General features: G+C 69.8%; 9 protein-coding genes. 3 read left to right on the top strand and 6 right to left on the bottom strand.

Annotation, left to right across the window (positions count from 1 at the left end):
- Positions 1-135: 135 nt before the first annotated feature.
- The 3 genes from EIZ45_RS31900 to EIZ45_RS31890 are packed head-to-tail and all read right to left on the bottom strand — an operon-like array spanning position 136 to position 5034.
- Positions 136-1704, bottom strand: coding sequence for an amidase (locus EIZ45_RS31900; protein WP_134667481.1), 1569 nt, complete (start codon positions 1702-1704; stop codon positions 136-138).
- Between the two features lie 13 nt (positions 1705-1717).
- Entirely contained in the window at positions 1718-4288 is a 2571-nt protein-coding gene (locus tag EIZ45_RS31895) for an FtsX-like permease family protein (protein ID WP_134667537.1), read from the bottom strand.
- Between the two features lie 5 nt (positions 4289-4293).
- On the bottom strand, positions 4294-5034 hold the full coding sequence (locus EIZ45_RS31890; protein WP_037820432.1) for an ABC transporter ATP-binding protein: 741 nt from the start codon (positions 5032-5034) through the stop codon (positions 4294-4296).
- Positions 5035-5181: 147 nt separating this feature from the next.
- Here EIZ45_RS31890 and EIZ45_RS31885 point away from each other — a divergent pair, with 147 nt between their 5' ends.
- From EIZ45_RS31885 to EIZ45_RS31875, 3 genes are all read left to right on the top strand, one after another.
- Positions 5182-6381: a sensor histidine kinase gene (locus EIZ45_RS31885; RefSeq protein ID WP_167756610.1), complete on the top strand. Its 1200-nt coding sequence runs from the start codon at positions 5182-5184 to the stop codon at positions 6379-6381.
- Entirely contained in the window at positions 6369-7010 is a 642-nt protein-coding gene (locus tag EIZ45_RS31880; protein WP_043836645.1) for a response regulator transcription factor, read from the top strand. The genes EIZ45_RS31885 and EIZ45_RS31880 overlap by 13 nt, the downstream gene beginning before the upstream one ends.
- 71 nt (positions 7011-7081) lie before the next feature.
- Entirely contained in the window at positions 7082-7282 is a 201-nt protein-coding gene (locus tag EIZ45_RS31875; RefSeq protein ID WP_037820428.1) for a hypothetical protein, read from the top strand.
- Positions 7283-7326: 44 nt separating this feature from the next.
- Here the strand turns inward: EIZ45_RS31875 and EIZ45_RS31870 are convergent, their stop codons facing one another.
- The 3 genes from EIZ45_RS31870 to EIZ45_RS31860 form a co-directional block, all read right to left on the bottom strand.
- Positions 7327-10635 carry a serine hydrolase gene (locus tag EIZ45_RS31870; RefSeq protein WP_134667483.1) on the bottom strand — a complete coding sequence of 1103 codons (3309 nt, stop codon included), beginning with the start codon at positions 10633-10635 and terminating at the stop codon, positions 7327-7329.
- 106 nt (positions 10636-10741) lie between these two features.
- A complete protein-coding gene (locus EIZ45_RS31865; protein WP_134667484.1) occupies positions 10742-11704 on the bottom strand; it encodes an ABC transporter ATP-binding protein in 963 nt (320 codons plus the stop codon).
- A 121-nt stretch (positions 11705-11825) separates the two neighbouring features.
- Positions 11826-13733 (bottom strand): dipeptide/oligopeptide/nickel ABC transporter permease/ATP-binding protein, encoded by a 1908-nt coding sequence (locus EIZ45_RS31860; protein WP_134667485.1) that lies wholly within the window; start codon positions 13731-13733, stop codon positions 11826-11828.
- Position 13734: the final 1 nt, after the last annotated feature.

The following is a 13734-nucleotide window of genomic DNA, read 5'->3' as shown; positions in this document are numbered from 1 at the left end:
AGGGCTCCTTGAAGGAATCTGGTTCCCTCAAGGAGCCCTTCACGGACCACTGGCATCACGCGCCTGGTCCGCCGCGGCTGGGGCGCGCGCCGGATCTCGGCCGCTTCTCCTCCCGCAGCCGGGAGCTCGACTCGGCTAGGCAGCGGGCAGGTACCGAGGAGCCTGCCGCGCGTGTGACGCCTGCTCGTACGCGTAGGCGAAGTTGAGCAGCTGCGCATCGTGATACTTCGTGCCCAGGAACGAGACCCCGACCGGCAGCGGACCCGCGAAACCGGCTGGCACGGTGATGTTCGGGTAGCCCGCGACGGAGGTGTTTCGCGTGCTGCTCATGAACTTCGGGTCGCCTGGGCGGTCCAGCGGCGAAGCAGGCAAGCCGCTCAGGGTGACGATTGCGTCGAGGCTCTTCGAGGCAAGGACGTCGTCGATCGACCGTTGTGCGATGCCCGTCGCGGCGGCGCGCTGGCGGCGGTAGGTCTGGTCGGTCAGGTTGCCGTCGGCCTTGTTCGCTTCGATCAGCAGGCTTTGGTCGAACAGCGGCATCTCGACGTCGCGGTGCTGGTCGTTGTAGGCGATCAGCTCGGACAGGTTCCGCGGGTGGTTGCCGGGGGTCGCGCTGAGGTAGGCGTTCAGGTCGTGTTTGAACTCGGTCAGCAACGCCGGGAAAAGGTCCGGTTTGACTGACCAGGAAATGTCCTCGACGTCCGCGCCCTCGACGACCGTCGCGCCCAGTGAGCGCAGAGTGTGCACTGTGGACTCGAAGACGCGGTCCGCCTGCTGATCGATGCCGGTGTGGCCCTTGCGCCAGATGCCGATTCGCTTGCCGCGCAGGGCGTTGCGATCCAGACGGAGGTCCTTGGGAATCGCGGGCGCGGCGGCGACTGAGGCGAGATCAGCTGGGTCGGCACCGGTGATTACGGCGAGGGTGAGTGCGGCGTCGGTGACGTTGCGGGCGATCGGGCCGGGGGTGTCGTGCTGGGTGGTGATCGGCACGACGCCGCTGCGGCTCACGACGCCTAGGCTGGTTTTCACGCCGACGGTCGAGGTCGCGGCCGCTGGGCACACGATCGAACCGTCGGTCTCGGTGCCGATGGCGACCGTCGCCAGACCGGCTGCGGCAGCGACTGCCGAGCCGCTCGAGGAGCCGCACGGGCTGCGGTCCAGTGCGTAGGGATTGCGGGTCTGGCCCGCGACTCCGCTCCAGCCTGGGATTTGCCCGCCAGAGCGGAAATTCGACCATTCCGACAGGTTCGCTTTGCCGAGCACGATCGCCCCGGCGGCGCGCAGGCGCTGGACCAGGAACGCGTCTTTGGCGGGGCGTGAACCGAGCATCGCGGTGGACCCGGCGGTGGTGGTTTGCCGGTCTGCGGTGTCGGTGTTTTCCTTCAGCAGAACCGGAATTCCTTCCAGGGCACTGCGGGAGGAGTGGGTCCGGCGGCGGGCGTCGCTTTCCTTCGCCGCCGCCAGTGCGTCCGGATTGGTTTGCACGACGGCGTGTAGTTTGGGGTTCAGTTCTTCGATCCGGCGCAGGTAACCGCGCGTCAGCTGTTCCGACGTCAGTTGCCTGCGGTCCATGGCGCGCTGCAAATCGGGAATGGTGGACTGGTCGAGGAAACGAGCCGGCGAGGCGTCCGCCGCGGCGGGCAGGAGCAGGCCCGCCGCGGTGAGGGCCGCCACCGAAAGCCGTTTCAGCGAGGTGGTGCGCATGGGTTCTTCTTTCTTATTCGCGGAGGCCGATGGCGTCGATGGGCTTGGCGCGCAAGGTGACCCGAGTGGACAGACCGAGCGAGACCAGGCTGAGCAAGAAGGCTCCGGCGATGATTCCGCCGAATACCGCGGGGGTTCCGGACGGGAGCGGAGTGTCGCGCAGGGCAAGGTTGAGAATCGCCAACGGAATCGCCGCCACCACGGTGCCGATCAGTGCCGCGATGCCCGCGGTCGTCAACGCTTCCAGGCGCATCATCCGCACGACCTGGCCCCGGGTGGTGCCGATCAACCGCAGCAGGGCGAATTCCCGCGAACGCTGCGCGGTGGTCATCACCAGCGTGTTGGCCACCGAGATCACCACGTAGCCGAGGATCACACCGACCGCGACGAGGTTCAGGTAGAACTGCTGCTGTGCCGAAGCGCTTTCCAGCGCGGAAACCGTGGAGCTCGGAGTCACGGTGAGGCCTGGGTAGCGCGCGCTGAGGTCGCGCAACGCGGCGGTCACTGCGGCTGGGTCCGCGTTCGGGTCTTGGCGCACCAGAACGGAACTGTCCATCCGGTCCCCGGTGTGCGCGCGGGCGAGATCGGCGGGCAGCACGTACTCGCCGAACGCCTGGTTGTGCGTGTAGACCGCGACCAGTTTCACCTTCGCGGGGCTGCCGTCGCCGAACCAGAAGTCGACCTCGTCGCCGATTTTCTTGTCGTACCAATCGGCTTCGCTCTTGCTCATCGCGACGGTGTCGCCGCGCAGGTCGGCCAGATTCCCGGACACGACGCCGAGGTCGAGCACGCCGCGGACCTGGTCGCCGTTCAGCCCCTGCGCCGGGTACTTCATGACGCGCAGCCGCTGGTCCTCCTTGACCGTGGTGACGACGTCGGTGCGGATCACCGAGGTAGCCGCCGCGACTCCGGGGATGGCCCGCGCCGCCGCGGCGACCTCCGGGGACAGCGCGCCGGTCGTGCTCGTCAGGACGTGGTCCGCGGTCGTCGACCGGACCGCCTGCTCCCGGGTGGCGGCGGCGGACGACGTCTGGCTGTAGAACATCGAGATCGCGAACGCGACCGCCAGCATCACCGGGGTCACCGCCGAGGCGAGCCGCCGGGCGTTGGCCTGGTTGTTCGCCGCGGCGAGGTAGCCGCTGATGCGCGAGAAGCCGGAGTACAGCGGGCCGATGATCCGCGTCATGAAGGCGACCACCTTCGGCCCGAGCACCGAAAGCCCGATCACGACCACCAGCGCGGACATCGAGGAGGCGGCGAGCGCGCCCGGTCCGGTCACGTACATCGGGACGGTCGCGCCGCCGAAGCCGAGCGCCACCAGCACCCAGCCGACGACGAGGCGGGCCCGGCCGAGTTCGCGGCGTTCGACAGCCGCCTCGCCGAGCGCTTCGATCGGGCGGATCGACGACGGACGCCGTGCCGCCGACCACGCGGCCAGCCGGGCCGCGCCCAAGCCGAGCAGGAACGCGACGACGAGCGGGAGCGGGCCGATCGCGAGGCCGAAGTCCTGCGGGATCACGCCGACCGCGGCGAAGGAGTTGCGCAATCCGTAGCCGACGGCCACGCCGAGACCCGCGCCGAGCACCCCGGCGATCGTCGCGACCAGCATGGTTTCGGCGCTGATCAGCTTGCGGATCTGCTTCGGGGTGGCGGCGATCGCCCGCAGCAGCGCGAATTCCCGCCGTCGCTGGTTGATCACCAGCGCCAGCGTGCTCGCCACGACGAACACCGCGACCAGGATCGCGTACCCGCCGAACGCGCCCGCGAGGATGAACAGCAGCATCCGGGTCTGGCTCACGTCGAGGAATTCGACCGTGCTGCGTTCCATCCCCGCGGTCACCGTGACGGGTTCGCCCTTGACCGCCGCGTTGACGCGGTCTTCCAGATCGCCCGCCGCGACCCCGGGAGCGGCGAGCACGCCGATCGCGTGGACCTGCCCGGGCTTCCCGGAAAGATCGGCGGCGCGCGCGGCGGAGAAGTACAGGGCCGACTGCCGGCTCAGCCCGCTGGCGGACTGGGGCGTGGCGATGCCGCTGACCCGGAACTCCATCGGCGTGGACCGGGTCGAGACCCGCACTGTGCTGCCGACTGAAACTCCGGCGCGGGCGGCCAGTTCCGCGTCGAGAACGACTTCGTTCGCCGCTTCGGGCGCGTGGCCTTCCCGGATGGAGAGCGGGGCGAGCACGGCCGCGTCCCAGTTGTGCCCGCGCGACTGGGTGCCGTTCGGGCCGGTGAGCACCTTGCCGCCGGACGTCACGACGTTCGCCGGGAAGTCCTGCTCCGGCACCGCCTGGCGCACCCCTGGCACCGACGCGATCCGGTTGACCAGCGTCTCCGGCACCGTGGTCTGTTCGGTGACCTGCTCGGACTCGCCGAAATCCGATCCCGGCGGTTTCGTGGTCTGCACCCCGCCGACCACCACCGACGCGTCGGCGTAGCGCTCGGTCGGGACTCCGGCCCGGAGACCGGATTCCATGAGGATGCCGCAGCCCGCGACGAGCGCGGTGCCGCAGAGAATCGCGATGAACGCGCCGACGAACCCGCTCAGCCGGGCCCTCGTCGTCTGCCAAGCCAACGACCACATGGCGGTCACCACTCCCCGAGGTGCGTCAGCCGCTGCGCGACCCGCTCCGGGGTCGGCTGCGCGAGGTGGCCGGCGAGCTTGCCGTCGGCGAGGAACAGCACTCCGTGCGCGGCGGACGCGGCGACCGGGTCGTGGGTGACCATCAACACGGTCTGGCCCATCTGGTCGACCACGGTGCGCAACAGGTCGAGCACCTGGCGCGCGGTGCGGGTGTCGAGCGCGCCGGTCGGTTCGTCGGCGAGCACGACCTCGGGCCGGGTGATCAGCGCGCGGGCGATCGCGACGCGCTGCTGCTGCCCGCCGGACAGCTCCGCCGGGCGGTGCTCGAGCCGCTTCGCGATGCCGACGCTGTCGACGATCTCGCGCAGCCAGCGCGCGTCGGGTTTCTTGCCCGCCAGGCGCATCGGCAGGGTGATGTTCTGCAGCACGTTCAGCGACGGCAGCAGGTTGTAGGCCTGGAAAATGAACCCGATCCGGGTCCGGCGCAATTCAGTGAGCGCGCGCTCCCGGAGTCCGCCGAGCTCGGTTTCGCCGAGCAGCACCTTTCCCGAACTCGGCCGGTCGAGCCCGGCCGCGCAGTGCAGGAAGGTGCTCTTGCCGGACCCGGACGGCCCCATCACCGCGGTGAACGAGCCTCGCTGGATCCCGACCGACACCCCGTCCAGCGCGGTGACCGCGCCGTCGCCGGAGCCGTAGATCTTGCGCACCGCTTCCAGCCTCAGGGCGTGTGTTCCGCCTGTGTTCATGTTCGTGTCGCTCCTCGGACCAGCAGATTTCTGTCTCTACGAAGCTATGGCGGCGGCGAAGCGGAAACGATCCCGAGCGCGAGAGTCTTGGGGGTAGCGCAGGCACCACCACGCCCGGTAGGGAGGTCCTAATGGGACACTGTGCGGGTGAAAAGGTGGCTGCGCTCGTGGTGGTCCGGACTCCGCTATTTGCTGGTGGGAGCCGCGACCGCGTTTCTCGCGATGCTGCTCTTTTTCGCGATGGCCATCGTGCTCGCGACGTGTTTGATCGGCGTCGGGATCCCGGCGCTCCCGGTCGCGCTGAAACTGCTCCGCTACCCGCTGCGGTTCGAACGCCGCCGTGCCGGGCGCAGGCTCGGCGAGCCGATCGCGGAGCCGTACGCCAACGTTTCGCCCATTCGTGACCCAGCGAGCCTGCGCGACCTCGCGTGGCTCGCGGTGCACGCCGTGGTCGGCTTCCTCGTCGGGGTGCTCGCGTTCGGCCTGCCGCTCGGCGGACTGCGGCAGATCCTCACCGGCGTGTTCTGGTGGCTGGTGCCCGGCGGGATCCAGAGCTCGCTGGAGTTCATGGTGAACTCGTGGCCGTCGGCCGCGCTCTGCATCTTCAGCGGGATCGTCATGATCGCGCTCACCTTTTGGGCCGCGCCGCTTGCTCGCTGGCAAGCCCTGGCGACGCGGGCGCTTCTCGGCCCGCGGCCCGGTGCCTCACTGACCGACCGGGTCGTCGAGCTGACCGCGACCCGCGCCGCCGCGCTGGAGGCGCATGGCGCCGAACTCCGCCGTCTCGAACGCGATCTGCACGACGGGACGCAGGCGCGGCTGTCCGCGGTCGTGCTGCAACTCGGGATCGCCGATCAGCTTTTCGAGGGAAATCCGGCCAAGGCAAGGGAATTGCTCGGCAAGGCGCAGGACGCGGCGACCGAAGCGCTCGCCGAATTGCGCACGGTCGTGCGGAGCATCCACCCGCCGCTGCTGACCGACCGCGGGCTCGGCGGCGCGATCACCGCGCTCGCCGACCGATGCGCGGTTCCGTGCACTGTGGACGTTCGCAGCTCCGCGCGCCGCCCGGCTGCGGTCGAGGCGGCGGTGTACTTCATCGTCGCCGAAACGCTCGCGAACGTGACCAAGCATTCGGGCGCGGAACACGCGTCGATTACGCTCGACGGCACCGTCGACACCGTGCGGATCGAAATCCGCGACGACGGCCGCGGCGGCGCGGACGAATCCCAGGGCAGCGGACTGGCCGGGATCCGGAAACGCGCCGAAGCTTTCGACGGGACGGTCACGCTGACGAGTCCGCCCGGTGGACCGACTGTTCTGGAAGTGGAGTTGCCATGCGGGTCGTGATCGTCGAGGACGACGCCCTGCTGCGAGAAGGTTTGGTGCTGCTGCTGGACACCTCGGGCATCGAGGTGGCCGCCGCTTTCGACCACACCGACGACTTCCTCGCGTTCGTCCGCGAGGACCGCCCGGACGCGGTGATCACCGACGTCCGGCTGCCTCCGACGCACACCGACGAGGGCCTGCGCGCGGCCGTACAGGCGCGGCAACTGCACCCCGGGCTGCCAGTGCTGGTGCTCTCCGCGCACGTCGAAACCCGCTACGCGGCGGAACTGCTCGCGGACGGCAAGGGTGCGGTCGGGTACCTGCTCAAGGAACGCGTCGGCAAGGTCGCCAAGTTCCTCGATTCGCTCCAACGGGTGGTCGAGGGCGGCACGGCGATGGACCCGGAGGTGGTGACCCAGCTGCTGGCCCACCGCCGCGACCCGCTCGACGCGCTGACCGCACGCGAACGCGAGGTGCTCGGGCTGATGGCGGAGGGCTACAACAACGCCACGATCGCGGAACTGCTGGTGGTCAGCGACGGGACGGTGCTCAAGCACATCCGCAACATCTTCGCGAAACTGGGACTGCCGGAGGACAACGGACACCGGCGGGTGCTCGCGGTGCTGGCTTACCTGAACGGGAAGAGGTAGCGCAGGCGCTACCGTGAAGTTGGGTGCTTACGGCCTGTTTGCGCCCTTCGCCGCTGCATAGTGTTCTCGGCATGGAGACTTCCCGAAGCCGCACCGCCGGCGGCCCTGTTGTGACTACCTTGCTGTGGCTGGTTTTTCTCGCCGGTGCCGCCGCCAACTCGATCGGCCAGTTCGCTGGCTTGGAGGCGACTTACCGGTATATCGGCGGCGGGATAGCGGTGGCGTGCCTGGTGTTGCTGCTGGTGCGTTACCTGGCGCGCCGCAAGGACTGACCAGGGTTGAGGGGCCGGGCAGCGCATGCCCGGCCCCTCAAGCCTCAGGACACCTTCGGCGTCGCCCGCGCGCCGAAGTGCAGGTACGGCTCCCCCGTCGGCAGCGTGTAGAACAGCACCGGCGTCCAGAACTGCCCGCCCGGCATGCGGAGCAGGAACAGCGTGTCCGTGACCGCCACCAGGTCGAACTCCTGGACCTTGTCCGGCGTCAGCTCCGCCAGCGGTCCGGTCGTCGTGTACACGACGCGCAAACCGCCCTCGCGTTCCACGACCTCGACGTGCGCGCCAGCCCGTTCGTACACCCCGACGTGGCGGCTCGCGTCCACCGTGACCGGCGTGGCCGGGGGTTCGAGCGGGCGCGGCATGGCGACGTCGGCGAGTTCGGCGAAGATTTCCCGGTACAGCTCGGTGTACAGGTCCCGAGCGTGGCCGCCGTTCGTCAGCAGGGTGACCGCGAGGCCCGCGTCCGGCAGCAGGCGCAGGAACGCCGACTGGCCGATCGTGTTGCCGTCGTGGCCGATGACGCGGCGGCCGCCCCACTCGTCGCGGATCCAGCCGAGGCCCCACGAATCGCCGAGGGTGTGCTTGTCCGGGACGTCGGCCTGCTTGTCCGCCATGGCCGCGGCCGATTCCGCCGACAGGATCCGCGTGCCGTCCTCGGTCAGGCCGCCGGTGAGGTGCAGGCGGGCGAAGGCGAGGACGTCCTTCGTGCGCGAGGTGATCAGGCCGGCCGGTCCGGCCGAGCGGGGCAGCTGCCAGACCGGAGCCGGAGCCAGTTCTTCGCCCTCCGGCGCGTCGTGGCCGACGGCAGCGCGGAACAGCAGCGCTTCCTCCGGCAGCGTGACGGTGTGCGTGAGGCCGAGCGGTGTGTACAGCTTGTCCCGCATCGCGGCGTCCCAGGTTTTCCCGGTGAGCTTCTCGATCACCCGGCCCATGAGGACGAAACCTGAGTTGCAGTAGGAGAAAGTCGCGCCGAGAGGATGGTTCTGCGCGGCGTCCTCCAACAGGTCGACGAACTTCTCGACGCAGTCGTCGCCGCGGCCGGTGTCGGTGAAGATGTCGCCGTCAATACCGCTGGTGTGCGTCAGCAGGTGCCGCATGGTGACGCGCTTGGTCACTTCCGGATCGGACAGCCGCAGTTCGGGCAGCACGTCGACGATCGGGGCGTCGAGGTCGAGCAGCCCCTCGTCCACGAGCTGCATCACCACGGTCGACGTCCACACCTTGGAGATCGAGCCGATCTGGAACAGCGAATCCTCGGTGACCTCGACCTCGGTCGCCTTGCTCAGCACGCCGTGGGTCGCGAACACCTCCTCGCCGGTGTCAACGCGCAGGATGCCCAGCGACGCACCGGGAACGTCGTGCTTGCGCGCCAGTTCCGCCAGGCGGCGGCTCCAGTGCGCGGCCTCGATCGGCACCCGCGAACCGGCGTACTGCTCGACCCAGTCGACCACGCGCCGGTTGTAGTCGACGCGGTGCGACGGCGGACCGTCCAAAATGAACAGATGCGCGCCGCCCGGGTACAGCACCAGCCGGGACGGCACGTCGCGCTCGCGCAGCGCGGTGAACCACTGCTCGGCCTGCCCGACCGGGCACCGGACGTCCTCGCCGCCGTGCAGGATCAGCGTCGGGGTGCGGACATTCTCGACCTGCGCGTGCGGGGAGGAGTTCTCGTATTGACCCGACGAGAGCCCGGCGAATTCGTTGACAGCCATGAAGTGTCCGCCGTCGGACGTCCCGGCCAGGCTGGTCAGGTCGCTGACTACGCCACCGGCCACCGCGGCGGCGAAGCGGTCGTCACGGCTGGTCAAGTAGCAGGTCATGAAGCCGCCGTAGCTGTAACCCGTCACGGCGAGCCGGTCCGGGTCGGCGAGGCCTTCGGCGACGAGCTGGTCGATTGGTTCGAGGAAGTCCGGTGCGTCCGCCTGACCCCACGCGCCGATCGCCGCGGTGTAGAACGCTTCGCCGTAACCGTCGCTGGCTCGCGGGTTGATCAGCAGCACTGCCCAGCCGCGTGCGGCAAGGGTCTGGTGGTACAGGTGAATCGAGTCCGCGGCACCGTTCCAAGCGTTGTGCGGACCGCCGTGGATATCGATCAGCAGCGGCTGCGCGCCAGTGCGTTCGGTGTCGCGGATGAGCCAGCCCTGCACGACGGTGCCGTCGCTGATGGTGAATTCGCGCGATTCACGGGTGAACAATTCCGCTTCGGACACCGCGTCGCCGTGCTTCGTGCGCACGTCGACCTTGCCCGTGGTGCGGTCGACAACGGCGACCTCGCCGAAGGAATCGTTGGTAGTCAGCACAATCGCGGCCCGGTCGCCGACCAAGTCCAATCCGGACACTACGTTGCCGTCGCCGGTCAGCACCGCACGAGGCTCGCCACCGGCAAGGTCCACTTCGTACAGATGGGTGCAGCCGCGGTCGCGGATCGCGAACACCACGACGTCGCCCGCCTCGGTCAGCTGCGGCAGTGCGCCCGGGTAGCCGGGGCCGCCGGGCATCACGTTGCGATCGAGGCCGGCGGCCAGGTCGACCGTCTCGCCGCCGTCCAGCGGGACGCGCAGCAGGCCGAGGTGCCCGGTGGCGGTGTCGGTGCGGCCGACCACCAGGAGCGCCGTGCCGTCCTTGGTCCAGCCGGCCGTGCCCGCCATGCCCTGGTCGGTGCCGACCAGGCGCGGTTCGGCGTTTCGCTCGGTGACGTCGAGAACGTAAGCGGCGGAACGGAAAGTGAGGTCGGCGTCGGCGTCCAGGGCCGCGGTGAACGCGACGTGCTTGCTGTCGGGCGACCAGGCGGGCTGGCCCGCGTGCCAGTCGCCGGAGGTGCGCTGCTGGACTTCGCCGGTCGCGACGTCCAGGACGTGCACGTGGCTGCGGAGCGTCTTCAGCAGGCCGGGGCCGTCGGACTTGTAGTCCAGCCGCTCGGCGACGATCGGCGTGTTCGCCGGCGGCGCTTCGACGACCGCGGCGAGATCGATCGCCGAGGAGAACGCGATCTTGCTGCCGTCCGGGCTCCACACCGGTGCGCCCGCGCCGAGCGGCAGCTTGGTGAGCTGCTCGGCCTCGCCGCCGTCCGCCGGGAGGACCCAGATCTGCGGCGGGCCGTCCTGGGCGCGCAGGAACGCGAGCCGGGAACCGTCCGGGGACCATTTCGGCGCCGCGTCCGCATTGCCGCGCGTGAGCTGGCGGGCTTCGCCGGAGGAGGCGCCGACCGTCCACAGCGCGTCGACGTTCCGGTCCTCCTCCCGGTCCGCGGTCCGGACCACGTAGGCGATCCGGCTGCCGTCCGGCGAAAGCGCGGGCTGGCTGGGCGCGGCGAGGTCGTAGAGGTCATCGATGCCGAGACGGCGGGTCATACGCTGGCTCCTTGAGAGATCGCGGGCTCATGGCCCTCGGATTCGGCACTGTGCTGATCGTTCCTAATCCGGCCACAGCCACGGCCTAATGGCTTCTCAGCAACGGTTACGTGCCGAGTGGGGGGCGGCCTTCTTTTGGCCGGATTAGGAAATGGCAGGCCGATGCGTGCCGCCGGGGCGCGGCGTTCTCGGCCGGATCGGCCCGGAGGCAGATCTCGCGGTCGCTGCGCACCAGCGGGCCGACCGGGCAGCGCGGGTGGTACCGGCAGCCGGCGGGCGGATGGTGCGGGTCCGGCGGTTCCGCGTCCGCGGTCGCGCCGGGCTCCTGGTCGAACAGCGACTTGTGCGCCGACGGGGCGGCGTCGAGCAGGTCGCGGGTGTAGGGATGCTGCGGATCGGCGAGCACCTGCTCGGCCGGTCCGGCTTCGACGATCCGGCCGAGGTACATCACCGCGACGAAATCGCTGAGATACCGGATCACGGCGAGGTTGTGCGAGATGAACAGCATCGACAGGCCGAGCTGCCGCTGCACCGAACGCACGAGGTTGAGCACCGCGCCCTGCACCGAAACGTCGAGCGCGGAGGTGATCTCGTCGGCGATCAGCGCCTGCGGCTGACCCGCGAGCGCCCGGGCGAGCGCGACGCGTTGCCGCTGCCCGCCGGACAGCTGCCCCGGCAGATGCGCGGCCCGCTCGGGATCGAGATTGACCAGTTCGAGCAGCCGGGCGACCTCGGCCGAGCGGTCCGCCCCGCGCGGCATCGCTTCGGCGATCGACTCGCCGATGGTCATCCTGGGGTTGAGCGAGGAATACGGGTCCTGGAACACCATCTGCAGCGGGCGTCGGCGCGGCAGTTTCCGCACGTCGACGCCGCCGAGCAGCACCCGACCCGCACTCACCGGCGACAATCCGACGGCCGCCTTCGCGAGCGTCGACTTGCCCGAACCCGATTCGCCGACAAGCCCGACGACCTTGCCCGCCGGGACGGTCAGCGACACGCCGTCCACCGCGGTGAGCCCGCGCCGCCCGCCATACCGGACGCTGACCGAATCGAAAACCAGCTCGCTCATTCCGCCCCTCCCGCCACTGCTTCGTTCCGCCCGGCGCGATGGTCCGTGAAGGGCCCCTTGAGGGAATCTGATTCCCTCAATGAGTCCTTCACGGACCTTGGCCAGCGGAGGTCAGGGTCGGTCATTTCGTGCCTCCCGAGGCGGTGGCGACTGCTTCTTCCGGCAGTGCCGCATCCGGATGCCAGCACGCCACCCGGTGTTCCGGCGCGAGCACGGTCAGTTTCGGGTCCTCCTCGCGGCACCGGTCGGTCGCCACCGGGCAGCGGCTCGCGAACGCACAGCCGGGCGGCATCTGGTCCGGTTCCGGCGGACGGCCGGGGATCACCGCGAGCGGCGCTTCCGGGTCCGTCTCCAGGTCGAGCGTCGTGGCCAGCAGCGCCCGCGTGTACGGATGCCGCGGCGTGATGTCCGGTCCGGCGGCGGGCAGATCCTCCACGATCCGTCCGGCGTACATCACCAGGATCCGTTCGCAGGTTTGAGAAACGACCGCGATGTCGTGGCTGATCAGGATGATCGCGGTGTCCCGTTCGGCGCGGGTCTGGGCCAGCAACCGCAACAGCTGCCGTTGCACGGTCACGTCCAGCGCGGTCGTCGGTTCGTCGGCGATGATCAGCCGGGGATCGCCCATCAGGCCCATGCCGATCATCGCGCGCTGCCGCATGCCGCCGGAAAACTCGTGCGGGTACTGCTTCGCTCGCCGTTCCGCCGCCGGAATCCGTACCGCACGCAGCCGGTCGACGGCCCGCTCGAAGGCCTTGGCCCGCGAAAGCCCGTGGTGCTGCTCGGAAACCTCGGCGAGCTGGCGGCCGATCCGCCGGGTCGGGTTCAACGACGTCATCGGGTCCTGGAACACCATCGCCAGCGACGTCCCGAGCAGCGTCCGCAATTCGCGTTCCGGCGTGGTGAGCACGGGCGTTCCGGCGAAGTCCAGCCGGTCCGCGGTCACCGAACCGGGCGCTTCGATCAGCCGCGACACCGCGAGCCCGGTCAAGCTCTTGCCCGAACCGGATTCGCCGACGACTCCGATCGCCTCGCCCGCTCGCACGGTGAAGCTCACGCCGCGCACCGGAACCGTCCAGCCCGTCGGCCGCGGGAACGCGACTTCCAGGTTTTCCACCACCAGCACGGCGTCGTCCGCGGAGACGGGGTCCACTTTGGACTTGCGCCGTACGCGGGGCGTCAACCGGGGCAACCGGGTCCGCACGCCGATCACCCCGGCGACAGTCTCGCCGAACAGGTTGAACGCGAGCCCCGCGATCACCACCGCGACACCGGGCGCGAGCGCCGCCGCCGGGCTGATGTAAATGCCGTTGAGACCTTCGTTGAGCAGCCGTCCCCAGTCGTAATCCGGGGCCTGCACGCCGATGCCGAGGAACGACAGTCCGGAGAACGCGAGCAGCGAACCGCCGGCGCCGATGGTGGCGTTGACCGCCAGCGGCTCGCCGATGTTCGGCAGGATGTGCCGGAACAGCAACCGGATCCGGCCCACTCCGGCGACCCGGGCCGCGGACACGAAGTCCCGCCCGGCCACCGAAGCCGACAACGTCTGCGTCAGCCGGGCGAACTGCGGAGCCAGCGCGAACCCGATCGCCATCACCGCGCCTTGCGTGCCCACGCCGAAGATCACCGCGAAGAACAGCACCAGCAGCAGGCCGGGGAACGCGACCGCGATGTTGATCGCCGCCGTCAGCAGTCTGCCGAGCGGACGCGGCAGCACCGCGGGAAGCATGCCGAGCACCAGACCGGTCGCGACGCCGAGCGCCGCGGCGATCAGCGCCAGCAGCACCGACAGCCGGGTCGCCACGAGCACGCGGTAGAAAATGTCGCGGCCCAGTTCGTCGGTGCCGACTAGGTGGTCGCCCGAGGGACCCTGGCTGATCGCGTTCGTGTCGATCGCCGAAGCCGCGTCCTGCCACAGGATCGGGCCCAGCACCGCGATCGCGACCACCAGCACGAGCAGGGCGGCGGCGAACGCGCCGAGCGGGGTGCGCACGGCGGCCAGCCACTGTTGTCCGCGCCGTTTCGCCATC

Origin of the sequence: Amycolatopsis sp. CFH S0740 (genome assembly GCF_004522315.1) — a bacterium.
GTDB lineage: Bacteria > Actinomycetota > Actinomycetes > Mycobacteriales > Pseudonocardiaceae > Amycolatopsis > Amycolatopsis nivea.
Note: the sequence above shows the minus strand (reverse complement) of the source record. Positions and strands in the feature narration are given on the sequence as shown.